The organism is Vagococcus sp. CY52-2 (assembly GCF_022655055.1).
In the GTDB taxonomy this organism is placed as follows: Bacteria; Bacillota; Bacilli; order Lactobacillales; family Vagococcaceae; genus Vagococcus.
On sequence record NZ_CP093385.1, the window covers coordinates 44,986 to 66,758 of the forward strand.

Sequence of the window (21,773 nt, forward strand, 5' to 3'; positions counted from 1 at the left end):
TATCGTCGTTAAATTCATCTAAACCATTTTTGAATATATCTTGTGCTTTCTCAAACTCATCAACATAAAATTGTAATTCGGCATTTTATTGTCAATAGGTGATTTTTTCATCCTAAAAGAGAAATTGCCTAAATCATAAGATTTATTGCTAAAATCAATGGTTAAAGACGCTTTAACATCACCAGCATAGCCTAAAACTCGTTCAGGAATGATAAAATGTGCAACGCCTAATTTTTCACTGTCAACAACTAAAGGATAAATTTGTACTTCAGCATTTTTATCGTTTAAAAACTCTAATAAGATTCGTGGCTTACCATCTGTTAAATCAAACGGTTTATCACAAAGGTATTCAGTGAAATCGAAATTAAATTGATAACTGTTTTCGTCGTGCGACCCAAACAACGCTACTTGTTTCAATCGTGCTTTTAAAATAGGATTTAAATTTAGTTTCATTTTTTTCTTTATTCAATATTTATCACTCCTTAAAATATAAAAAATCCTTAACTGGTCTTTCACCACTTCTTCTGGTGCGTCATTTACCATAAAACCATTGATACAAGTTGATATAGAGCCTCCGCCGTCCATTAGATAGGCAAAGTCAACATTATGTTCGATTAATATGTCGCAACATTCTTCAATCGTTAATCCTCGCTGATTATTACTTCTTCCCTCGACTGTTAAAAAACCAATTTGACCATCAGAATACTGATAAATAATTTGCTGTGGGTTCGGATTACCTTATGCGGATAACTTCATCAAATTTATGAATAACGTTTTCTTTGTTTGCAATTATTGGAAAGAATCCAACAAGACTAAAATCAATATTTTTTTCTTTTAATGGATCACTTGTATAACCTAATTTACCTTCTTTATAAATTAAGTAAGTTCTTCCGTAAATATTTGATTGACCTTAAAAATTTGTTCTCCTTGAACATTTATCCCTCTTAATTCATTAGTGTTAACATCAAAAGTAGATGCGTTGACAGCTAAGAACACGTCATTTCGATTAGCAAATGAGCTTGTTTTTTCGCTAATTCCATTAAAATCATCTTTAGCAAAACCTCTAGCCAAAGACTTGCTTTTAGGCTCTGTCATGTAATACCTTGTATTATTTTTCTTCGACATGCTAAAAGAAACCTTTGGCTCTACACTAAAGGGTAGGAACACTGATTAATAAACACGTTTTTGCAGCAGACACACCGACAATTTGAATTTCTCCATTCTGCCAAACAGCAATTTGAGCCACTTCTTTAGCATCAGAACTCATCTGTGCGTTTGAAAACGCCATTCTCGCTTCTGGTGCAAAACTTCGTGGTATTTTAGCAAATGTTTTTTCTTCGATTTCTTTTGTTTCATTCAACACACATCCACTGAAATAAACTTGCTTACCTATAACTCTAAATTTTAGCGGGTATAAATCATGTGCTTTAAAGTCCCCAACCAATTCCATGCTCATCCAGCCGCTGTTTTAACTTCGTGGCGTTTTGATTTCTTCTAACATTTTATTTTCTGCATCAGAAATTTGATTGTTAACTGTTTGTTGGAATGTTTCATTTGATTTTTTTTGGTCAGCCGTAAAATCAGAAAAATCTTTTTTTAATGAATCTATTTGCTCATCTGTTTCTTTTTTATAGTCGTTAACATCTACTTTTAATCCATCAAAAACTAGCACACTTAATTCTCTATTTTTTTCTAAAAGTGGCGATAAATCTTTACTACCAACGATTTCACCAGAAACATTTTTAAGTTCTTCTAAATCGTAAATATAGCTACCGCCTTTAATACCTCTGCATGAACCAGGAATTACATGATAAACAAAGTTGGCAGTGCTATCTCTTTTACCATCTTTTTCAAAAGAAAAGAATGCATCTATTTTTCCTGTTTTTGAGTAAAAAGGTGCAGTTATTGTATATTCAACAGTTGAATTATTATTAGTTATCTTCGCTAAATCTCTTGCGATGACTTGCCCATCACTTACAGCATTAAAAAAAACAACGTAATCAGAAACTTTCATTTCTGAACCGTTGCTTGTAATCTTAGCTATAATTCTTTGTGTTTTGTTGTCATCTTGTCTGATTTTAATAACACCAACAGCATTATCTTCTGTTGTGCTTAATTGTATGTTGTAATCTGTCAAATTTATACCTCCTAAAAATTAATATATTTTCTTGGGTTGATAAAGTCGTCGTTTCCGTTCGGCCAGAAATTTTTCATAAATTGAAAATGTAGATGCGGACCAGTTACTGGACCAGTTGCCCCCTCAACACCTATTTTTTGCCCTTTAGATACTTTCTGACCGTTCGTAACACCGATACTAGATAAATGCGCATACCCAGTGTAAAGTCCGTCAGAGTGCTTAATAACGACGTAATTGCCGTACCAATCATAATATTGTCCACTTGCTTGAACAACTGTTCCATCATTACTAGCAAAAATATCAGCACGACCACCGTTTGAAGCTAAATCAATAGCATTGTGAAACTCACTACCTCCGCCTAACGGGCTTGTACGCCAACCAAATTCACTTGTTACAATGTAATTTGCCATTGGTTTGCCGTATTTTTTTACACCTTGCCAACTTGCTATAGCAGACATTTGATGTTTGAACGGGTCAGAATAATCTTGAACGCCGTTTACACTACCACTCAACGCTGCAGGGTCGAACATTGCCCAAGTAGCAGCGGCAGTCCCTTTTAACATAACTCTCGCAATCATACCTGGACGCGTTTCAGCCATATAAGCATTACCTTTGGCTTGCTTATCGGCAGGAGACGTATAATAAGGGTACATTGCATCGTACCAAGCCAAAGCACCACTAGTTTGAGATTCAGAGTGAACCCACGCAGCAGTTCTACGACATTCTTCTTGTGCACTTGAACCGTTCGTGTAGAAGTGATTTAAGAATGACGTACTAGGGTTATATCCCTCACCGCTTTCATAAGCCCAAAAGAAAACTGGCGAAACGCCTTGCGAACGTATAATCTCATTTAACTGATTAAACGACGCCCGACTATTCAACCCCCACGCTTGAATACGTGGGAAACCAAGATAACTGTTGAACATCTTTTCGTAATCGACATCGAATTCATCAGTGATCATATTTTTAGCATAGTCTTCACGTGTTCCGATGTTACCACTACCACTACCACCGCCAGAGCCGCCACCCTTTCCAGGGAATACTTGTTCGCCGTTTAAAAATAAACCCCCAGTAGCATTTATTTTTATCTGATTAGCGGTTTCTCCACCTTTACCAGATAAGCCAATTGAAGTTCCGGCAGTAGCCAAAATGATACCATCTGTGTCACCTGTTCCATGTGTGATAATTAAATCACTGCCTAATTTTTTAAATTTTTCGGGGTTTGGCACGTAAATACCAGACATTTTACCAGTTTGAATTTTAAAAAATTCTCCCTCATCGTTTAAAACGATCGCTAATGCTTTTGATGAAGTATCGCTACCTTGTTCACTGAAGCCAGGGAAACCAACCGCAGAATTACCTATTTTACCTATTGAACTTTTAGTGTTAAAAAACTCTAGTCCATCTTTGGTATTCTGAAGAATTTTACCAGATTCTTTATCGCCTAAGATAAGCATTCCATCGCCAAGCGTTAAAATACCATTTATATCCCAAGCAGTAGCAAATTTATCAGTCGCAAACTTACCTTTAATAAATCCGATACCTTTATTATTAGCGACTAAAAAATTATCTGATTCATCAATGTTAGGACCGTTCATCCATACTGTTTGAACTGGTGCTCTTGACGTTCCTGTGCCTAAATCTGACGGAGACATTAGAAAGACGTTTCCGCCCTCCTCGCCAGCACCTCTAATCACGTCTGATTGCCATTTAGATATTTTAGTTGCATCGTAATAAGATGTTTTCTTTTCCTCAATCTCTTTTATACTATTAATCTGTTTAGCGTTAGCTTTTGAAACGCTCTGTGTGATGTTATCACCTAAACTACATTCAAGCCGTCCAGTTAATCTATCAAGCGTAGTTCTGAATACTCTTGTTTCATAGTGATAACCTTTTTCAAAGTGATGGATGCTTACTGTGTTACCAATCGCGTCACCGTTTAATACGGTTGTTTTAAATTGAATCAGCGGTCTAGACAACACTTGTAACTGTGCATATGTCTTTTTAAGTAACTCTTTCGGGTCTTCTTCGTCTTCAAAAATAACCACAGTTTCACGTTTTCTCATAGTTCCGTCTTTTTGCGGTATACCGTAGATTTGCGTGAGTTCAGGATTTTCTAAATAGATTTGACCTAGCGGTTTATCTAACGGGTCACCTTTTGACTTACTCCATTCAATATCCGCAAACTCAATACGTCGCCCATACGTTGCGTCACCTTGTTCCGTTTCGCCGACTTCTTCACCTTTACCACGACCGATTACGCTAGTATATAAGTTAGTTCTATCAATCGTTTTAACGATTTCTAACACATCATCACCATACGTAAATCGTTTGCCAGTATTTTCACCAATTCGTTTATAAATGTTTATCCATTTTTCATGAATACCGTCAGAATTCAACGAACACCTAAATTCAATTTCGCACCCAAACGTTTGCAATGTTTTAAGCGATTCTCGTATCGAGGTATAATAAAAAGACCCGCTAACAGTGTTTAAACCACTGTCAACGTGTCTTATTTGCCATTCTGTGCCACTCAATAATCGTCTTGCAACTGAAACAATTGATTCTTTCTGTGGGCGTATCTCTTTTACTATGTACCCGTCAAGTTCGTTATATGCGAAGTCTGAACCTACAATAGATAATTTATTGTTATTATCTGCATTTGTTAGTATTCGATATAACGAGAACTCGTTTTCTTTTTCTTCAACAGCCATAAAAGATGATTCTTCAATCACTTTGTCATAAGCAACTGTTACTTTAAGCGTGTTTTTCATCAAATCGTCTTGTCTGTCAGATATTTCTTTTTCTTGAATACACTCGATTAAATTATTCTTAGTGACAATCTTGCTTGATTGCTGATTATCATCGAAAAAATAAACTGTCACAAACTACACCCCCTAAACGTTACTTCAACAGTGCCATTATTAGTAGTGATTTTACTTCCTTGTCTTAACTCGAAGTTTTCAAAGTCACTACTCAATTCAAGGATATTCGTTCGTTCTTTGCCGTTTAAAAATATTTGACCCTTTTCAAAGTCAAATAGCAGAACGTCGTCACGTTTAGCAACATCTTGAAACAGTCTAATTTTTTCTACACCGTTTGAAATGATTAAAGGTGTGTTTGTATCTAACTCAACTTTAATCGTGCTAGGATACGTTTTAATCGGTGTTTCAATACCTATGAAATCATTCGTAGTAAATACTTTCGTCGTACGCTTAATCGGGTTTTGACAGTATATTTGAAAGCTACTTACAATACTTGTCGTTTCGCCTGGCACTTCACTACTAGCGTAGTATCTACCTTGATAGATAACGTCTAACTCGTCATTAAACCACAAAGCGACATCTTCAGTAGAAAATAAAAAGTTAATCAATTTCCGATACTCTAATAAAAGAGCTTGCGGATCTCGATTAACTAATTTATATTTCACTGTTATGATGCGTGGAGGAAGTTTGTAGCTATATACGTGCGAACCAATCATTTTACTGTCTGTTTGCAAATCAATATTTAACATCTCACGACCATCAACAGATAGCGTTCTATATCCGTCAATCAACTCTTCTAAAAAAACGCCGTTATAATTCATTGCAGACGTTGGCAATTCTTCATGACGTCTACATCGTTGTATCGTTGTATCTATAAATTTATACATGTCTTCCTCCTTTCTATGTTTGTAAGTTTAAATCAGTTTCAGCTTGCATAACTGCGCCAATATCTTCAACAAATGCACTGAACACGCGACCGCCCATGCTTAATTTAATTTCGGCGGGTTGTGCACTGTTTTAAGTGTCAATTCATTGTTTGATGATAAGTTCATATCGTTCATTGAATTTATTTTCTTATCTAAATCACTAAAGTTTGCACCAATCTCAAAATCTTGATTAAATGCAGTATTTGCAAAGAATTTTGTCATATCGTTAACATTATCTTGAACTTTACTAAAGCCAGTGTCTAAACCTGCGTTTAAACTATCCATGATTGCTTTACCAGCTGGGATTAACAACTTACGGTCATAACTGATTGGTCCTTTATGCTCACGAATCCAGTCAGCAATACCACCGACAAATTCTTTACCTGCTTCCCAAGTTTGCTGTAATCCATTAATAAAACTATCAATAATAGCTTTACCAGCTGCGAATAAATCGACATCACCAATCGCTTCAATAGCATTTTTTATGCCATCAAAGATATCTTTTGTCCATTGAAGACCTTTATCCCAAGCGTTTTTAAGACCATTCGCTGCGCTATCTGCTAAATTAGATACAGTGTTTTTTATGTTATTCCACACTTCACTAGCTAAATCTTTAATGTAATTCCATACGTTCGAAATAACTTCTTTTTGCAATTCAAATGAAAATTTAACGTATTCCACAATTGCTTTGACCAATCCAGTTATAACGTCTTTAATACCGTTCCAAATGGCACTAGCACCTTGTTTGATGCTATCCCAAATCAATTGCAAGTCATTTCCTAAATTAGTAAAATCACCTGTAATTAAATCAATTACAATTAAAACCGGACCCATAATCACCGCTTTAATCAGTTCCCATGCACCACTAGCAATAGTCTTAATACCATCCCAAACTTGCGACAACGAAATAGATAGTCCGTTCCACAGATTCATAAAGATATCAATAAATGGGCTTATGATGTTCATGATAACTTTTGTAACAGCAGTCCAAACCTCGCTAGCTTTTTCAACAATGCCGTTCCATAGATTACTCATAGTTTCTTTCATCTTGTCCCAAACATTAACAATTGCATCTACTGCATCAGATATAAACGATTTTATAGCATCCCAAATCTTAATAACTGCATTTCTGAAATCTTCGTTTGTTTTCCATAAATAAACAATCGTAGCAACCAAAGTGATAATCGCTGCGACAAGCGCAACATATGGATTAGCAGCCATAACAGCATTGAACACTCTTTGGACTGCGGCGGCTGTTTTAGTCACTTTGCTAACTGTTCCCATCATGACGGAATACGTTACCCACCAACCAACTAATGCGGTAATTAGTGGTAGAAAAGGTTTTATGACACCTAAAAAGTCTACAAACATTTTTATCATCGGCGGAATTACTGCATTGATTGTTCCAAATGCTTGATTCACAACGTTTTTAACCTTATCTAAATTGTCAGCTATCGAACCAAGACCAGCACCTTTTAATCCCTCATCTAGCGCTCTAATAGTTTTCTCGACACCTTTGATGACAGCGGATTTAATATTTTCAAATGATGTTTTAATACCCTGACTATTCTTTTTCGCTAAATCGGCAAAACCACCTACGCCGTCATTCAATTTAATCAAACGATCGTTAAACTCTGTAAAAGTTATTTCTCCGCCTTTTAACGCATCGTATAACTCGTTAACAGAATTAACCCTCTGTCTTTAAATGACTTCGCTACTTTATCCATAGCAATCGGCATTGTCTCCTGGACTGACTTAAATGACTGCATATCGACTTCGCCACGACCAAGCATTTGTCGGTATTGCTCCATACCACGAGCGGCATCAGCAGTAGAGGCACCACTTGCCAAGAATGCGTTGTTCAATGCTATAGCTGTGTCTGTACCTTTGTCCAAGCTACCTGTAGAAATAGCTAACTGTTGCGTATTTGCTACAATATCGTCTAATCTTGTCGGCAGTCCATCGATACCTTCCGTTAGTTTGTTCATCGACTTATCGACTTCTTGCGTTGAATAGCCTAACGCTTGCATGACTGTGGGGTATTTGTTCAACGTGTCAAAACGATTAATAGCACCACCCAATGAGCCAGTAACCATATTTACCGCACTGTCTACTAACTTGAATACCCCAACGCCTTTTGCGATGTCGCCAATTGACACGCCAGCTTTTCTAGATTTTTCATCCAACCCACCAAGCGAACTATCGGCGTCTTTCATTGCTTTTGTAAAACCTTTATCCGTTGCAGATAGTATGGCTTCTACACTATATGTTTCCATATTTACCTCCTTTCTTTTAGGAGTTTGCTTCTAATAATAATTTTCTTAACGTGGTATCTTCTTCTATTTTTTCAACTGGCTTAATGCCTAATATTTCTTGTTCTCGTCCCTCATAATCGAAGAAGTCTTTAAACGTATTGAACTTAGATTTAACATTCTTGCCACTTCCTGTAGTAGCTTGTACTTCTTGATTCTTAAAGGCTTGTAAACTGATAAAATACTCTTTATCCAATCGCCTTAATTGACTAGCTTTTGCTCTTAAACTAAATTCTTTAAGCGTCATGCGTTCGATTGTTAACATGTCATTAATGCCAAAAAAACGCATAGCATTAATTACTATACGGTCATATGTTTCTTCTGATGTTTCGGTTATTTTAATTTCTTCTTGAACTCTTTCATCGCTAACTTTCCCGCGTTTGATTCAGACAACTCTTTCAGCACTTTATCGAATAATTTTTCGATGTCCTCGCAATCATCAACGTAGTCGTCAATATCAGATTGAGTTAGCTTGTCTTTTTCTGTTCTACTAGCTAAATATAAGACTTTGGATAGCGTACTAATGTTACCACTCTGCAATTCTGGGATAACTCTAGCAGCTAAACCTAAACCAAATTTCATACCCTCGCGTTCCACTGGCATTTCTTTATCCACTTCACGAACGAACTTTACGCCAAATTTAAACTCATAAGTTTTTCCGTTAATTTCTAACTCCACTTAATTACCTCCATTCACAAAAAGAAAGGCTTACTCGCCTTTCTTCACTGTGTCCTCGAATTCATATTGTGTAACTTTTTCTTGTTCTGCTGTTAACGTAGCTAAACCATCTTTTCCGATGCCATTAAACGCAAAGTTCATAGATACTTCTACAGCTCCATCTACTGGTGCTGACGGTTCGAAACTTGTTACATATCCTTGATAATAAGTTGCTGCGAATTTTCCAGATTCGTCTTTCTCAATCTTATCAATTTCCCAAAACTCGAATAACTGACGTTCTAATGTTGCTTTGCGTAATTCTTTAATACGTTTGTCGCCGTCTGCCATCAACGACGTAGCAGATGGATCATACGTCGGTTCTTTTGGCACTTGAATATTACCGTCTTTTGTTTCTACTGTGTCAGTATCTACAGAAATTGGAATACTATGTTCTGTTTGAAAAGCTAGTTTCCAAGCGGCTTCTTCGCCTTGTTTTGCTAATTCTCTAAAAAGTAAGACGACATTTTTACCTTGTTTAACTGTTAAATTTGCCAATTAATTCACTCCTTATAATAAAGAAAACTCCAATTCAACAATCGCTCGTTTTAGCGTTGTGTTTGTGGAGTTATCTGTTAGCATTCTGCGTTGGCTTGCCATTGGTCTAAATGCCACTGGTACGCCATACGCTGCATTTATTTCATTTGCTTGATTAAATATCTGTTCAGCAATGTAAGAGACTTCTGCACGCTTCTTAGCAAGTCCCCACACATTTATTGTGATGTTTACATTGCCTTTTATGTTACTTTTATTAGGTATTGGATTGACTTCAGTATCTTCAAAATCAATAAAAGGATAGCCAACTTCTTTCATCGGTCTATCCTCATATACCTTATATCCTAATTTTTGACATCGTTTAAATAACTCGTCGTAAATTGCTTGGTCTACTGATTTCATTAGTTCACCAACTTCTTCATGTCATCAAGGAAAATACGTTTCTGTGAATCGTACGATGGTTTTACAAAAGGTTGAGCAGACATAAAACGCGTGCCGTATTCTAGATAAGCAGCGTATTCTGTTTTAGGTGATACGACACCAGTTAAACCATTTCTACTGATTTTTTCTTCTATTGAACTTCTGGTTTCGCCAGTAGGCTCAATTTTTTTCAACTTGCCACCTTTAACTTTTATATAATGACCTTTAAAATTAGCATTACGCTTCATTTTACGTTTCATTTCTATCGTGTTTTCTTCTACAACTTTTTTAACCAAATCCATCGTTACATTTTCTTTAAGTTTATCAGATAACGTATTAACACCAGTTATCATAACCGCTCTATGTTTCGCCATGATATTCCTCCACAATTAAACTGTTTCTATACTGTGGTTTCGTATCTTTCACAAGCTGCCAATTCTTACTATCAAACTCAACATAATCAAATTTAGGTATTTCATAATGTGGCATAACTCGAATGACTTTACGACCCTCTTTAACACTGCCAAATAGCACGACAGAACGTTCTGCACCTAAGTCCGTTACATTTACATTAGCAACTGTTTTAACATCGTCAGAACGCACATATTCGCTTGTGTCAGTGTCATAAAACTCTTTGCCTAATTCCACAAACGTTACTTCATTCATGAATCTCATATAAATCGAAACACCCCTTTTAGTGGGTCGTCCTCTAACGCTTTCTTACGTTTGAATTCTGTTATTTCGTCCTTAAACTCGTCGAAATCAGAATCAGGAAACGAGAAACTAAGACCTTCTTCTGAATACGACTTCATTCCCTCGTTAGAAAGCCTATTGAACCGTTTAACAGACACATCAGCGATAATATAGTTAAATTTACTAGGTATATCGTCTGCGGTGTCTACGGTCAATAAAACAGCTAATCGTTGAGTGGTTAGTTTTTCAATGACTTTTAACTTTTCTTCGAGTGAACCATTGATAAGCGTTTGAATATCATCAAACATCTAATCACCGCCTATTATTTTTCGGTTTCGGTAACAGTAGGAGCCTTAACAGTTAATTTAACCACTTTTGTTTCATCGTATAAGTAAGCAGCGTAATGATTATCAGACGTGATTACTGTTGTTTTGCGTACAATATCGCGGTCTGTTTCAACTTGAACGCCACGTTTAGTAACAAGTTTTAATGCTGGTTGATTAGCTACTACTTTAAATAGTAACGCTTCGCCTTTTTTAAGTTTTTTAGAGCGAATAACTTCAGCGCCTAATAAAACTCCATAAGTGCCAGATACGATTCTGTTAGCTCCTAATTCAGTACCGTTTAACCATTCTTTGCCAGCTGATAAACGTAATTTACTTGCATCTAATGGGTTCATCACTAAAACGTAACCTTGCGCATCTTCATCGTTGAATACGTCTAACGCATTAGATAAACCATCTACAGTTGTTTCAATAGTAGCTGTTTGGCTAGTTCCTTTTGCAGCCGCTAATAAATCATCATCAACTTTGTTAGCTAAAGCTAATCCTAATTGTTTATTTGATTCCCCAACTGGATCACCATATCCACTTAATACTGCTTCATCTGTAATTTCTGTACCTTTCGCAGCTTTTTTCACTTCAACTTCTTTAGTAGATGTTCCGATTTTATCTAAAGGAATTGATTCACCCTCTGCAACGTCTTTCGCATCGCCGATGTAAGTGAACGCTGGGAATGTTAATTTACTTCCTGGTCGTCCTGTCAAAGTAGTATCTACTTGTGCTAACGGTGTAAAACGTAAAGCATTTTTTAATTCATAAGATACGATAGGTGCTAACACCTCTGGATTTACTAAATCTGCAATTTTTGTCGTCATATTCTAATGACCTCCTGTAATTTTATTGAATTCTTCTGGATTATTTCTTGCTAACTCTGCTTTTTCTGAATAAGTCATAGCGTTAAATTGTTCTACTGTAACTGTTTGTGTATTGCCTGCAACTTTCTTCGGAGTTTTACCAGTGTTGCGTGCTATTTCCCACTGTTCTTGTAAGTTATTTACATAAGCGGTTAATGCTTCAACACCTTTTTTAGTGCTTTCTGCGTCCTCTGAAACAAAATAAGACACAATATCATCAGTAATCGGAATCTTCTGTTCAGATAGCATTTTTCTTGCTTCTTTTTCCATTTCTCTGATATTTTCTTTTTTCTCGTATTCAGCAATACGTTTTTCTAATTGTTCTTTTTCATGTAATGCTTTTTGTTCAGCGTTCATTTTGGCAAGTTTTTCTGCTTCTTGTTTCTTAGCTTCTAAATCTTTCTGCCATTTAGCGAACTTTTTATCTACAATTGCGTTAACGTCTTCATCTGTGTATTTAGCTTGTTGAGTTGTTTCTTTTGAAGGGCTAGCTTCCTTCTTTTCTTCAACTTCCTCAACTGCTACTTCTTGTACTTCTGTTTCTTCCATTATTGATAGCTCCTTCCATATCTTTTATCGTGGTTAAATGCTTGCACGTTATCCATTTGCTTTTAACGTCTTCAATGCTTGGACAAAATAAAAAAGCAGTCGCTAGACTACTTTAAAGTTCGTTATCTTTAATTTATAAATATATTCGTCCATCTTTTGTTTCTACATAATCATTCTCAAAATCATTGTCCTTAATCACTTGATGTAATACTTTGCCGACACGGTTAATCATGTCCTCGTCTTGTTCCTCAAACCCTGCTTCATAAAATATAGCGTGAGTTAACTCGTGAAAAAACGTATCTTCTTTACGTTCATCGCTCATGTCCTCCACAAGTTCAATTTGAGTGTTTAGATAGTCGCATGAACCTTGATAATTACGTTCGCCGTCAATGTCGATAAAAGGCTTAGTCACGACATCATATGTTATCGCTCCGACTTGGACAGTGTCGGGGATGGTAGAATTATTTTTATAATCAAGCGTTTCTTCTGAATCGTCACAACCGAATAAAGTTACTTTACTCATACTTCCCCTCCTAAAATCTCTTTTATACTATTCAACTTTTCTTCTGCTTCTTTTAGTCGTTCGTATTCTGCGACAGGTATTGAAATCATGTCATCTTTTTCTTCGTCTATACCCATTAAATAATCAACTGTTACGTTACCGAGGTCTGCAATAGTCTTTAATCTATCTGGAGTAGGAACGGCTTTATTTTTCTCCCATCTTGAAACATTACTTTTATCAGCTACAGGTGTAAAAAGCATTCCAAACCCTTCTAAACTTAATCCATTTAATAACCTAATACTTTTTATCTTATCTCCTAAAGTATCTTTCACTAGTATCCCCTCCTCAATACTGCAAATCTTTAATCTCTCTATCACTTATCGGTGCAGTCGTACATCGGCAATTCGGATGCATTGGTGAAGCATTCTTTCCAGCCTCTAATTTAGATACGTCGTGAATACTTCCGTCCAATGATTTACAAATCGAACAAGCAGTAGGCTCTGATATAAACTCGTATTTTTTAACGCCGTATTCTTTAAATGATTGCTCTTGCAGTTCAGTTTGGATTCGTGCAGATTCTGTTTTGATTAGTCGATACGCTTGTGATTGAGTAACATCGAATGTTTTCCTTAACTCTCTAGCAACTACACGTGGGTTATGTCCACCGACCAACTGCTTAGTAATCAACTTCTCTAACTCTAGTTTTAACTCTGTCTGATAGCTCCATATACGCTCACTGAAAGATGTGTTTTTAAACGTTCCGTTCACGACAGCTTCTACGATCTTCTTGTAATCACCGAATATTGTTTCGCCTAAAATACCAGCTTGAAATTCTAACTCTTTGTAACCCTCGATTGACAATTCTTTACGTAGGAATTTATCTAACTCATCAAACGTTGAAATCATTTCTAAACCAATGTTAGCTTTTAATAATTCAAGTCGTGACATCCTCATTTTTAAGTTGTATAACTTCAGTTCATAGTTTGCTCTATCTGAAAAGTCTCTACGTTGAACATAATCTTTCGCCTTACGTTGAAACGCTTCTACGTCCATCTTGTCGGCTCTCATACGTGCTTCAACTGTTGAGATATTCTCACGCTTAGCATATCGTTCTAATTCTGCGTTGATTTGTTTCTGTATATCGTCACGTAGCAACTGCATGCGTTTATTTACTTCTCTAACGAGTTCTTTATCTTTCAGTATGTTCTGATTCATCTTACGTTCGGACCAGTAACGTGTGTTTTTAGTCATTTACACCGACACCTCGTTTATCTCCATTTACCCAAATTGTTTATCGCAATTACATTCGCTGTATTAAACGTTATTTGAGTTCTCCACTCCAATTCTTTAAACGTCATGAAGTAGCCTTTTTGTGCGAGTTCGATATTTCTCTTTAGTTCTTCTTCTGTTGCAATTACTTTTATTGACTTGTTATCAATCGTGATTATTTCTATCACTTTTTCCATTGCTAAACCTCCTCGACTACTTCTTTTGCTGGTGTAATGTCAAACGATTCATTATCCATTTTTTCTTTATTCTCTGTTTCTATCCTGTCAATCTCTGCTCGAACGTCTGGCACGATTGACAATGCAGATAATGCCGTTTCTTCACTTGTCACGTTTAGTAACATTGTGGCTGTTTCTGCTTCTTCTTTAAGATTTTTAGGTTGGTTACGTGCAAAGTGAAATTCTAGCTCTTTCCATTTGTCACTTTCAGATTCTGGAAAATTAGTTTGGACACTAAAAAACAAGCTATAACGAGTTCTAAGCGCACTCTCGAACTTTCGTTGGAAAGATAACGCTAGATTACTCATAGCTTGTAATTTATAGGCTAATGCAGTACCAGAAGTTGACGCCCCGAATTTCTCGTCTGAAATATCTGCTACCATTGATGTTTTAAAAATTAATCGTTCGATACGATCCAAATAGTTTTCTGTCATTTGGTCACTATCGGGTTTATCTAAGAATTTAACGACGGCTTTCTCTGAACCCTCACCACTTGCGTTAATCGTTCTTGTATCTCTCATAGTCGTCATTGTTTGTTCGTCAATAGGTAATCCAAGCATTAACATATAACTATCACTAAAATATTCCACGTCATTCGCTTTCTCTGACAATGCTTTATTGTAGTTATTAATCAACGAACGTGTGCCCTCGAATATTCCAATACGTTCTTCATTAAAGTAAAACTCGTACACTGGTAAATCATCATATATGTTTTCTGTTTCTTCGATGTAACCAATCTTATCCGTTCCATCTTGCGTTTTAAACGTATACTCACATTCTTTCGTGTAAACAGCACCAGATAATACGCCATCATCATCTACGCTATAACTCACCGCAAACAATCGTTCTTGCGCTACTGTGTCGTCATAAACAATGAACATATTTTCTGGACTAACATAAGTAACTCGTGTCTGCGTTTCTTCATCTTGATACATCAATTCATAAGCACGACCATAAACGCATGCTAGTTTAGCTAACTCATGTTCAGTGTCCTCAATGTCATTTGTGCTTTCGAACAACTCAACCTTTTCTGCTATTGGTTTATCGGGATGTGATTTTTTTACTGGTATACCGTTAAAATATCCCGTAAACGTGTCTACGATATATTTAGGAAACCCAACAGCCAATCTAACATCTGGCTTGTACTGTGCTTTTGCTTGTTGCTTGTAAATTTGCATGTAACCTTTATACATATTCATTAATTCTTGGTAACGCGGTAACTCTGCTTGGTGTTTTTGTATAAATTCTTTTACAACGTCTGAAGTGATTTCTTTATCCTTATCGAACGTCATAATTTTCGGTGGTTTAAAATATTCCAATTACAATCCTCCTTTGAAAAATTGTACTTTAATCTGTCCTTTGCCGTTTATTGCTTCTACGGCGTATCTAGTTGCATCTATAACGTGGTTATATGAATCAATCGGTCTATTAGTATATTCGTTTGTCTTGCTGTCTTTAAGCCAGGTATAGTTTTCTAACTCCTCAATCAACTTCACACAACGTTCATCAACCACAAAATCATATTGCTGCAGGAAGTTAATCCCTTGAATGATTGAATCGGGACCCTTTTTAGCTGGTTTAATTCGTTCAATACCATTTCTACGCATTTCCTCAATAGATTTCTTTTCAGCAGAATCAGCAGTGATAACTTCTTTTGAATAGCCTAAAGTTTTAATCGTTTCTGCTAACTCGTTGTTCAACATCCCTTTTTTAACGTATTCCTCAATGAAATAAATCGTTTTGTTGTCTTCATCTATTTTTAAGTGAATAAAAGCAGACGGGTCATTAACGAAACCAAAATCGACGCCAAAATATGACGGTAGATGAGATAGTTCATCTTTATTCAATAATCTACGTTCATACTTAGGGAAAATAAGCTTATCTAACGTAGCAAACTCGCCAAGTGCATATATTTTGTAGTAAGCCTCATTACGTTGTGCTAAAAGTTCTATATTTTGCTTTGTACGTTCATCTAAGAAACGATTGTGTTTATATGTCGTTTGATAAACTTTTGCGTCTGGTTGCTTATTAATGAAGAAATACGAATAAACCCAATTCACTTTAGAAACTGGGTTAAACATCATGTATATTTGTTTGTCTTTATGCTTTTTCTCACGAGTTCTAAGTGTTAACTGTGTGTAATCATCAAGTGTGAATTCTGTCGCTTCTTCCATCACAACGTCCGAAACACCTTTAATAGACTTAATCTTTTCAGGGTTGTCCATCCCTTTAAAAATAAACTGTGCTTTATTAGGTAGTTCAATACGTCTGTCAGTCATGTTAACTTTGCAATGCTCTAATATCTGGAACGACGACAAACATTCTAAAACATCTTGAAAAATAGATTCTTTAATCGTTGACGCTACTTTTCTAAGCCACAGAACACGTCTAGGATGCTCCCAATTCTGCAATGACTTAAGCACGACCTTTTGTACTACGCCGTGCGATTTACCACTACTAGCACCGCCATAATGAACTTCAGTAGGGTAGGAGTAATCAAACAAGCAATCGTATATATAATCATTAAATACTGTTTCGGGTTTTGGTATAGATATATTAATCGTCATCTTTATCACCAATCACAATATTAATGTCAGTGTTTTTTAAGTCCACATCACGTTTTTCGGTGAACACGCCATTTATCTTATAAAAATGTTCTAGCGCTTGATTACGTTCTTTAGAACTAGCTGAATGTTGATGCAATTCTTCAGATAACACTTCTTGTGTTTCTGGATCAAGTTCTCTAGATACATAAATTTGCGGTTCACCTCTTGCAATTGACGATGTAATAGCCAACGCTTCTTCCATTGTTAAATGTTTTTCTGTTTGGATTTGTTTTAACTTTTCTTTGATATATTCCGATACACTTCCACCTTTATCCACCAGTTTTTCTTTTGCATTCTTAGCATAGTTTTCTGTATAGCCTGCCCTTATCGCTGATTGATATGCGTTGCCTGTGATGATGTACTCATCAGCAAACGCTTGTTGTCGTTGATTTAACTCACTCACTTTCCATCACCACCTTTCTACCAGCTAACTTTAATCGCATTCGGAAACTTATCACTATCTTCTACTGTGTAACCTGCTTTGTTTAATTCTTCTGCGATTTGTTCTTTCAATTCACCTGAATCAATTACCACAAATTTATCGCCTTTGCCTAGAACATTTTCTTTGTACTGATTTTTAATCGTTTCGTTAATCTGTTTTAACTTCTCGTCTAACACTTCTTTTTTAAAATCGCTGTTCAATTCTTCTAACGTTGTTAAACCCATTGCTATTCCTCCTTGTTATAATGTGACACGCACCAGTCTAAAAGCTCATCTGCTTTTGTTTTTGTGTAATTTTCGCCATACGCTAATAAAGTAATTTGTTCTTCATCAAAATCTTCTACAATATCAATTAAAAATACTGGTTCTTTAATATCGTTGTAATCTCGTTCAATAGTTCTTTTTACTAAATTTAAATAATCTTTATCTTCATGAATTACTACTTTACGTTTATACATGTGTTACCTCCTACGCATAATAAAAACGCATTAACTAATAATAATTAATGCATCAAACGAACATCTTACTTAACAACCCTTTTTTTAATTGTTTTATATTTTCTACTTCGCTTTCTTTTTCTTTATACCTATTATCCATTTGCCGCACTATTTTAGCTATAGTGACTTGCTCCACATACCCGTGAAGCTGTATAGGAAAATTTGCTATTTCTTTTTCTTGTATATTTATACCAGTAGAATATTTATTAATAAACTCATTTATGTTCCTTTGTAGAATTATATTGAAATAATATCTATCAATACCAGCTTGCGGAATTATAACGACGTCTTTGCTTTTTATTGTTCCTGGCTCGTATAAAAAACCTATTTGCCCTCTTGTTGCAGAAATTTGAATGTAAGAACTGCCAGCTGGATAGACTTTACCTTTTTTAGCTCTTTCGAAATCTGCCACATCTTCTAACTTAACTTCTAAATATGTATTGATATCTATCATAATAAGCTCAACTGCTCCCCTTTATATGTTTTCTTTCTTGGGAAATGGTTATTTCTTTGATAAAAATAATTAGACAGACCGTCTATTTCTTCTTGTACGCTTGAATTTACATCTGAACTCACTAACTCTGACAACATAGACGCTAATTCAATTTCGCTCTCCCTAATTTTCTTATCTATTTCTTGCAACTCATTTAAGTTTTTTGTTAAATCTATTGGTTCTTCTTCTTCAAATGTATCAACATAACGCGGTATATTTAAGTTAAAGTCATTTTCTAGGATTTCATCAAACGTTATTACATTGCTAAATTTATCAACTATTTCCCTTTCATGGTAAATGCTTAGTATTTTGTTCACATTGTCTTGCTCTATTACGTTGTAGCTTCCACTTTTTACGCACTCTTTAGAAGCGTCAATGAACAACACATCTTTATTACATCTATTTTTTTTCAATACAAGTATTACTGTAGGTATATCAGTTGCTATAAATGCTTTTGGTGGTAAACCTATAACAGCATCTATGTAATTAAGTTCCAATAATTTTTGTCTTATTTTCCCTTCTGCTGCCCCTCTAAAGAGAACACCGTGCGGTAAAATTATGGACATAACTCCGTTTTCTTTTAACATGTGTAACCCTTGTAGTAAAAACGCATAATCTGCTTTTGCTTTCGGAGCTAACACTTCATAATCTTTGAACCTATCTTCTTGCAGCCTCTCTTTTTTAGCATCCCACGGTATTGAATAAGGCGGGTTCATGATAGTTGTTTCAGCATTAATTTCAGGTATTTCGCTTATTTTTTCTATATCGGAATAGATATCACTCTTAGACAGCTTATAAATACTTTTAGCTTCTCTTGTCAAAGAGTCACCATGAAAAACTGTAGCGTCAACATTCCTTATCGCAAGATTGAATAATAAAAATGGCATCGCTCTATCAGAAAACTCCTCACAATAGAATGACGCATCTTTATTTTCTGAATATCGCTTAATCGTTAAGCCACCAGTTCCCGCGCATATATCAGCATTTGAGTCAACTGGACCTAAAACGCCGCTTGCTATTTTTATTATTCCATCAGGCGTAAAATCTTGTTTTTTCCCTTTCCGGTCAGAATGCTCTGCTTGAAAATATTCCGTAAACCAATCGTATGACAAGTCGCTTTCTTTTTTTAAAAAACGATTAAATAAATCTTCTCTAACTTCTTTTTGTTCTAATATTTCTGATAATTTATACGAAGCGTGAAAACTCTCATCTACGCCTATTAAATTGTTTATATCGCTTATTGATAGCATAATCACACCTCTTTACATACATAATAAAAACGCATAACCCTTTGACAGATTATGCGTTATAAAAATAAAAAAATAGCAAGAAAAAAGTTTCCTCTTAGTCTTGGCGGACGAGAAAATTAGCATATCGCTAAACAGATAGAACCTAAAAGGAGAAAATATAAAATGAATTAACTGTAATAAAATTTTTCGTAGGTTCTATCAGTTTAACAAGCGACTGTAAAACGTTGGAGGCGAAAACAGTCGCATTGCTAAATTTTCTATACTATAAATATAATTCATTTGACATCGGACATGTTGCTGAATTAGTCCGATTTAAACTAATTTTCCTGTTTCATACGCATATGTCTCTAAAATTTTATATCGCCATTCGTAAATAGTTGACTTAGAGACATACTCACGTTCTGCTACTTCCGACCATTTTAAATATGAGTATTCACCCCACATGTATTTTTCAACGATATGTTTCAGCTCATTCGATAACTTGCTAAATGCGTTCTCTATCGCTTGATTTTTTAAATAATTTATTTGGTACGGTATGCTTTCGTCTTTAAATATTAGATCGTTCAACGCTTTCTCATTACGTCCTCCGCTACCTTTTACCCAAAAGTTTGCATCATCTTCTTTCCACGCACGTCCTAACATAATCGTTGCCATGTTAACTTGAAACTGTCTATGTTTACGGAACTCTAATTCTAATGACTTTAATTCAGCGTCGTCTAATAATTTAACTGCCAATAGCTATCCCTCCTGTTTCATCAGCCACATAGCTTGCATAATACAATAAGTAGCCATATCAAATAGTGTGTCGATTTTACTTTCGTCTACCACATTCGCTTTATTTTTAGATAAGTTTTTAGCACGATTAAACTTATCGCCTATTCTAACTACTCCAGCAACTTCCCCGAACTCATCTAATGATTGCTCGAATGAATTGCCGTAATCTGCGTTTTTAGCTAGATACGTTTGTTCTAATTCCTGGATAATTTTGTGGAAAAGTTCTTCGTTGTTTTCACTAATAGATTCTATTATGTCTTTTACATTGTCATGTGGTTCCATGTTAATACCCCTCTCTCAACCTCTTATAATTAATCTCGTTTTTCTCGTAGTACGCTTGTTCAAGTTCTTCTGTAGTGACGCCTAAATTTTTAGTGTAACTTAGAAAAATATCAATCAATGAAGTTACGTTTGCTTCTTTAAAAAAGATATCGTCATTAACAGTTGTTCGCAGGTGTTGTATTTGAGCATTCAAGTCTAAAAACAATTCATCATTTGTTGTTTCAAATTCAAAATCGCTATGAATTTCAACCTCTAACTGATTCGCTAAACTTAATATAAAATGCAATGCGTCTGAACATTCTTCGACTAGCGTTAATTTGTGTGCTTGTTGACGAGTGAGTTTCTCGTTATTACTCCCTAATCTGTCAAAATAATAAATTTCTTTAAAATATGGACTTTTACATTCGTAAAATCTCTTTTCGTCAACTTTCCCCTTGTTATCCTTCCAGAACTTAAAATGTTCTGAACAATTCGCTATCTCTGCTATTTCAACATCTAAAGAAACTAATGTTTGGTTAAATCGCTCCTCTGCTGTCATTTCTGGTTTCTCTGATAAAATAGCGTTATCTAGTTCTTCCTGCATTGTTTGTAGTTTTTTGAAGTTCATTTGTCGGTCTCCTTTAAAATTCTGCCACAAATAGGACAGTAGTTAATAGTAAAACTAACGTAATGTAAATCTGATTTTTTCCTATAGCTTGTCATTTGATAATCTTCGTTAGCTTTTTCAATAAATGTATGATCTCCGTTTTCAAAAACTTGAATTGGTTCATCTGCCACATTGTCATTATTCATAGTGCAATACTTACACATATTATTAACCTCCTACTTTTTATCACTGAAATGGCTAATATCACTCTTAGCTTGTAAATACCCTATTTTTTCACTAATTCCGTATGGATTGTCTGGAAAATCATGTGTTTTCATTTTATCGTCTAAGTATTCAAGCATTTTCAGCGTGTAATTTGTATCATTTCCAATTTTTGAAGCAAAATATCCTAATAAATAAAATAAAACACTTGTTATAATCAATGTAACTTCTTCCATGTTAATCACACTCCACTTTCACTAATCGTCTAGCATTATCTGACGTTCTATTTATCCATGTTGGAGTAGCGTAGAATTTAACGCTATCGACTTTTATTTTTAACTTACTTGCAATTTCTTCTAACGTTCCAAACGCTATTTCTTTATCACCTTTATACACTGAATACATTTAA

General features: G+C 35.3%; 33 protein-coding genes and 1 pseudogene. All 34 read right to left on the reverse strand.

Annotated features, from left to right (window positions below):
- Positions 1–18: 18 nt before the first annotated feature.
- A complete protein-coding gene (locus MN187_RS10255) occupies positions 19–453 on the reverse strand; it encodes a BppU family phage baseplate upper protein (protein ID WP_242094648.1) in 435 nt (144 codons plus the stop codon).
- Between the two features lie 12 nt (positions 454–465).
- Positions 466–717, reverse strand: a complete 252-nt coding sequence (locus tag MN187_RS10680) for a phosphodiester glycosidase family protein (protein ID WP_371821068.1) — start codon at positions 715–717, stop codon at positions 466–468.
- A gap of 159 nt (positions 718–876) precedes the next feature.
- The gene (locus MN187_RS10260; protein WP_242094650.1) at positions 877–1,095 is read right to left on the reverse strand and encodes a hypothetical protein; all 219 of its coding nucleotides are present in this window, start codon (positions 1,093–1,095) and stop codon (positions 877–879) included.
- 55 nt (positions 1,096–1,150) lie between these two features.
- A complete protein-coding gene (locus MN187_RS10265) occupies positions 1,151–1,450 on the reverse strand; it encodes a hypothetical protein (RefSeq protein WP_242094651.1) in 300 nt (99 codons plus the stop codon).
- Between the two features lie 18 nt (positions 1,451–1,468).
- Complete coding sequence (locus MN187_RS10270) at positions 1,469–2,137, reverse strand: BppU family phage baseplate upper protein (protein WP_242094653.1); 669 nt, start codon at positions 2,135–2,137, stop codon at positions 1,469–1,471.
- Between the two features lie 11 nt (positions 2,138–2,148).
- Positions 2,149–5,022, reverse strand: coding sequence for a phage tail spike protein (locus tag MN187_RS10575; protein ID WP_305853374.1), 2,874 nt, complete (start codon positions 5,020–5,022; stop codon positions 2,149–2,151).
- Complete coding sequence (locus MN187_RS10285; protein ID WP_242094655.1) at positions 5,019–5,789, reverse strand: distal tail protein Dit; 771 nt, start codon at positions 5,787–5,789, stop codon at positions 5,019–5,021. Before MN187_RS10285 ends, MN187_RS10575 begins: the two co-directional genes overlap by 4 nt.
- 1,356 nt (positions 5,790–7,145) lie before the next feature.
- Positions 7,146–8,104, reverse strand: a pseudogene (locus MN187_RS10715) (tape measure protein); the annotation flags it as partial.
- Between the two features lie 16 nt (positions 8,105–8,120).
- Complete coding sequence (locus MN187_RS10300; protein WP_242094661.1) at positions 8,121–8,429, reverse strand: hypothetical protein; 309 nt, start codon at positions 8,427–8,429, stop codon at positions 8,121–8,123.
- A gap of 44 nt (positions 8,430–8,473) precedes the next feature.
- A complete protein-coding gene (locus MN187_RS10305) occupies positions 8,474–8,818 on the reverse strand; it encodes a tail assembly chaperone (RefSeq protein WP_242094663.1) in 345 nt (114 codons plus the stop codon).
- A gap of 30 nt (positions 8,819–8,848) precedes the next feature.
- A complete protein-coding gene (locus MN187_RS10310) occupies positions 8,849–9,352 on the reverse strand; it encodes a phage major tail protein, TP901-1 family (RefSeq protein WP_242094665.1) in 504 nt (167 codons plus the stop codon).
- 12 nt (positions 9,353–9,364) lie between these two features.
- Positions 9,365–9,751, reverse strand: a complete 387-nt coding sequence (locus tag MN187_RS10315; protein WP_242094667.1) for a phage capsid protein — start codon at positions 9,749–9,751, stop codon at positions 9,365–9,367.
- Positions 9,751–10,143, reverse strand: a complete 393-nt coding sequence (locus MN187_RS10320; RefSeq protein ID WP_242094669.1) for an HK97-gp10 family putative phage morphogenesis protein — start codon at positions 10,141–10,143, stop codon at positions 9,751–9,753. Before MN187_RS10320 ends, MN187_RS10315 begins: the two co-directional genes overlap by 1 nt.
- Entirely contained in the window at positions 10,130–10,444 is a 315-nt protein-coding gene (locus MN187_RS10325; protein WP_242094671.1) for a hypothetical protein, read from the reverse strand. The genes MN187_RS10320 and MN187_RS10325 overlap by 14 nt, the downstream gene beginning before the upstream one ends.
- Entirely contained in the window at positions 10,441–10,770 is a 330-nt protein-coding gene (locus MN187_RS10330) for a phage head-tail connector protein (RefSeq protein WP_242094672.1), read from the reverse strand. Before MN187_RS10330 ends, MN187_RS10325 begins: the two co-directional genes overlap by 4 nt.
- A 14-nt stretch (positions 10,771–10,784) precedes the next feature.
- On the reverse strand, positions 10,785–11,618 hold the full coding sequence (locus MN187_RS10335; RefSeq protein WP_242094674.1) for a N4-gp56 family major capsid protein: 834 nt from the start codon (positions 11,616–11,618) through the stop codon (positions 10,785–10,787).
- A 3-nt stretch (positions 11,619–11,621) separates the two neighbouring features.
- Positions 11,622–12,206, reverse strand: coding sequence for a DUF4355 domain-containing protein (locus MN187_RS10340; RefSeq protein ID WP_242094680.1), 585 nt, complete (start codon positions 12,204–12,206; stop codon positions 11,622–11,624).
- A gap of 133 nt (positions 12,207–12,339) precedes the next feature.
- Positions 12,340–12,729 carry a hypothetical protein gene (locus MN187_RS10345; protein WP_242094682.1) on the reverse strand — a complete coding sequence of 130 codons (390 nt, stop codon included), beginning with the start codon at positions 12,727–12,729 and terminating at the stop codon, positions 12,340–12,342.
- Positions 12,726–13,040 carry a helix-turn-helix domain-containing protein gene (locus MN187_RS10350; RefSeq protein WP_242094684.1) on the reverse strand — a complete coding sequence of 105 codons (315 nt, stop codon included), beginning with the start codon at positions 13,038–13,040 and terminating at the stop codon, positions 12,726–12,728. Before MN187_RS10350 ends, MN187_RS10345 begins: the two co-directional genes overlap by 4 nt.
- Positions 13,041–13,053: 13 nt before the next feature.
- The gene (locus MN187_RS10355) at positions 13,054–13,959 is read right to left on the reverse strand and encodes a minor capsid protein (protein WP_242094686.1); all 906 of its coding nucleotides are present in this window, start codon (positions 13,957–13,959) and stop codon (positions 13,054–13,056) included.
- Between the two features lie 17 nt (positions 13,960–13,976).
- Positions 13,977–14,174 (reverse strand): hypothetical protein, encoded by a 198-nt coding sequence (locus tag MN187_RS10360; RefSeq protein ID WP_242094689.1) that lies wholly within the window; start codon positions 14,172–14,174, stop codon positions 13,977–13,979.
- A 2-nt stretch (positions 14,175–14,176) separates the two neighbouring features.
- Positions 14,177–15,505 carry a phage portal protein gene (locus MN187_RS10365; RefSeq protein ID WP_242094782.1) on the reverse strand — a complete coding sequence of 443 codons (1,329 nt, stop codon included), beginning with the start codon at positions 15,503–15,505 and terminating at the stop codon, positions 14,177–14,179.
- A gap of 27 nt (positions 15,506–15,532) precedes the next feature.
- Positions 15,533–16,780 (reverse strand): PBSX family phage terminase large subunit, encoded by a 1,248-nt coding sequence (locus MN187_RS10370; RefSeq protein WP_242094691.1) that lies wholly within the window; start codon positions 16,778–16,780, stop codon positions 15,533–15,535.
- Positions 16,770–17,222 carry a terminase small subunit gene (locus MN187_RS10375; protein ID WP_242094694.1) on the reverse strand — a complete coding sequence of 151 codons (453 nt, stop codon included), beginning with the start codon at positions 17,220–17,222 and terminating at the stop codon, positions 16,770–16,772. The genes MN187_RS10370 and MN187_RS10375 overlap by 11 nt, the downstream gene beginning before the upstream one ends.
- A gap of 17 nt (positions 17,223–17,239) precedes the next feature.
- The gene (locus tag MN187_RS10380) at positions 17,240–17,485 is read right to left on the reverse strand and encodes a hypothetical protein (protein ID WP_242094696.1); all 246 of its coding nucleotides are present in this window, start codon (positions 17,483–17,485) and stop codon (positions 17,240–17,242) included.
- 2 nt (positions 17,486–17,487) lie between these two features.
- Positions 17,488–17,718, reverse strand: coding sequence for a hypothetical protein (locus MN187_RS10385; protein WP_242094698.1), 231 nt, complete (start codon positions 17,716–17,718; stop codon positions 17,488–17,490).
- Between the two features lie 52 nt (positions 17,719–17,770).
- Complete coding sequence (locus tag MN187_RS10390; RefSeq protein ID WP_242094700.1) at positions 17,771–18,211, reverse strand: restriction endonuclease subunit S domain-containing protein; 441 nt, start codon at positions 18,209–18,211, stop codon at positions 17,771–17,773.
- Positions 18,208–19,500 (reverse strand): N-6 DNA methylase, encoded by a 1,293-nt coding sequence (locus tag MN187_RS10395; protein ID WP_242094702.1) that lies wholly within the window; start codon positions 19,498–19,500, stop codon positions 18,208–18,210. Before MN187_RS10395 ends, MN187_RS10390 begins: the two co-directional genes overlap by 4 nt.
- Positions 19,501–19,812: 312 nt before the next feature.
- Complete coding sequence (locus MN187_RS10400) at positions 19,813–20,235, reverse strand: transcriptional regulator (protein ID WP_242094705.1); 423 nt, start codon at positions 20,233–20,235, stop codon at positions 19,813–19,815.
- A 3-nt stretch (positions 20,236–20,238) separates the two neighbouring features.
- Positions 20,239–20,556 carry a nucleotide modification associated domain-containing protein gene (locus MN187_RS10405; RefSeq protein WP_242094707.1) on the reverse strand — a complete coding sequence of 106 codons (318 nt, stop codon included), beginning with the start codon at positions 20,554–20,556 and terminating at the stop codon, positions 20,239–20,241.
- A gap of 1 nt (position 20,557) precedes the next feature.
- Complete coding sequence (locus tag MN187_RS10410; RefSeq protein ID WP_242094709.1) at positions 20,558–21,163, reverse strand: dUTP diphosphatase; 606 nt, start codon at positions 21,161–21,163, stop codon at positions 20,558–20,560.
- Positions 21,160–21,366: a hypothetical protein gene (locus tag MN187_RS10415; RefSeq protein WP_242094711.1), complete on the reverse strand. Its 207-nt coding sequence runs from the start codon at positions 21,364–21,366 to the stop codon at positions 21,160–21,162. The genes MN187_RS10410 and MN187_RS10415 overlap by 4 nt, the downstream gene beginning before the upstream one ends.
- A gap of 12 nt (positions 21,367–21,378) precedes the next feature.
- Positions 21,379–21,600, reverse strand: a complete 222-nt coding sequence (locus tag MN187_RS10420) for a hypothetical protein (protein WP_242094713.1) — start codon at positions 21,598–21,600, stop codon at positions 21,379–21,381.
- A gap of 1 nt (position 21,601) precedes the next feature.
- Complete coding sequence (locus MN187_RS10425; protein WP_242094715.1) at positions 21,602–21,769, reverse strand: hypothetical protein; 168 nt, start codon at positions 21,767–21,769, stop codon at positions 21,602–21,604.
- Positions 21,770–21,773: the final 4 nt, after the last annotated feature.

Bases quoted from the DNA above. Each gene is read 5' to 3' on its own strand.
- MN187_RS10255 (WP_242094648.1), bottom strand. From the start codon at position 453: ATGAAACTAAATTTAAATCCTATTTTAAAAGCACGATTGAAACAAGTA.
- MN187_RS10260 (WP_242094650.1), bottom strand. From the start codon at position 1,095: ATGACAGAGCCTAAAAGCAAGTCTTTGGCTAGAGGTTTTGCTAAAGAT.
- MN187_RS10265 (WP_242094651.1), bottom strand. From the start codon at position 1,450: ATGGAATTGGTTGGGGACTTTAAAGCACATGATTTATACCCGCTAAAA.
- MN187_RS10285 (WP_242094655.1), bottom strand. From the start codon at position 5,789: ATGTATAAATTTATAGATACAACGATACAACGATGTAGACGTCATGAA.
- MN187_RS10300 (WP_242094661.1), bottom strand. From the start codon at position 8,429: ATGCGTTTTTTTGGCATTAATGACATGTTAACAATCGAACGCATGACG.
- MN187_RS10315 (WP_242094667.1), bottom strand. From the start codon at position 9,751: ATGAAATCAGTAGACCAAGCAATTTACGACGAGTTATTTAAACGATGT.
- MN187_RS10320 (WP_242094669.1), bottom strand. From the start codon at position 10,143: ATGGCGAAACATAGAGCGGTTATGATAACTGGTGTTAATACGTTATCT.
- MN187_RS10325 (WP_242094671.1), bottom strand. From the start codon at position 10,444: ATGAGATTCATGAATGAAGTAACGTTTGTGGAATTAGGCAAAGAGTTT.
- MN187_RS10330 (WP_242094672.1), bottom strand. From the start codon at position 10,770: ATGTTTGATGATATTCAAACGCTTATCAATGGTTCACTCGAAGAAAAG.
- MN187_RS10335 (WP_242094674.1), bottom strand. From the start codon at position 11,618: ATGACGACAAAAATTGCAGATTTAGTAAATCCAGAGGTGTTAGCACCT.
- MN187_RS10340 (WP_242094680.1), bottom strand. From the start codon at position 12,206: ATGGAAGAAACAGAAGTACAAGAAGTAGCAGTTGAGGAAGTTGAAGAA.
- MN187_RS10345 (WP_242094682.1), bottom strand. From the start codon at position 12,729: ATGAGTAAAGTAACTTTATTCGGTTGTGACGATTCAGAAGAAACGCTT.
- MN187_RS10355 (WP_242094686.1), bottom strand. From the start codon at position 13,959: ATGACTAAAAACACACGTTACTGGTCCGAACGTAAGATGAATCAGAAC.
- MN187_RS10360 (WP_242094689.1), bottom strand. From the start codon at position 14,174: ATGGAAAAAGTGATAGAAATAATCACGATTGATAACAAGTCAATAAAA.
- MN187_RS10365 (WP_242094782.1), bottom strand. From the start codon at position 15,505: ATGACGTTCGATAAGGATAAAGAAATCACTTCAGACGTTGTAAAAGAA.
- MN187_RS10370 (WP_242094691.1), bottom strand. From the start codon at position 16,780: ATGACGATTAATATATCTATACCAAAACCCGAAACAGTATTTAATGAT.
- MN187_RS10380 (WP_242094696.1), bottom strand. From the start codon at position 17,485: ATGGGTTTAACAACGTTAGAAGAATTGAACAGCGATTTTAAAAAAGAA.
- MN187_RS10385 (WP_242094698.1), bottom strand. From the start codon at position 17,718: ATGTATAAACGTAAAGTAGTAATTCATGAAGATAAAGATTATTTAAAT.
- MN187_RS10390 (WP_242094700.1), bottom strand. From the start codon at position 18,211: ATGATAGATATCAATACATATTTAGAAGTTAAGTTAGAAGATGTGGCA.
- MN187_RS10395 (WP_242094702.1), bottom strand. From the start codon at position 19,500: ATGCTATCAATAAGCGATATAAACAATTTAATAGGCGTAGATGAGAGT.
- MN187_RS10405 (WP_242094707.1), bottom strand. From the start codon at position 20,556: ATGGAACCACATGACAATGTAAAAGACATAATAGAATCTATTAGTGAA.
- MN187_RS10410 (WP_242094709.1), bottom strand. From the start codon at position 21,163: ATGAACTTCAAAAAACTACAAACAATGCAGGAAGAACTAGATAACGCT.
- MN187_RS10415 (WP_242094711.1), bottom strand. From the start codon at position 21,366: ATGTGTAAGTATTGCACTATGAATAATGACAATGTGGCAGATGAACCA.
- MN187_RS10420 (WP_242094713.1), bottom strand. From the start codon at position 21,600: ATGGAAGAAGTTACATTGATTATAACAAGTGTTTTATTTTATTTATTA.
- MN187_RS10425 (WP_242094715.1), bottom strand. From the start codon at position 21,769: ATGTATTCAGTGTATAAAGGTGATAAAGAAATAGCGTTTGGAACGTTA.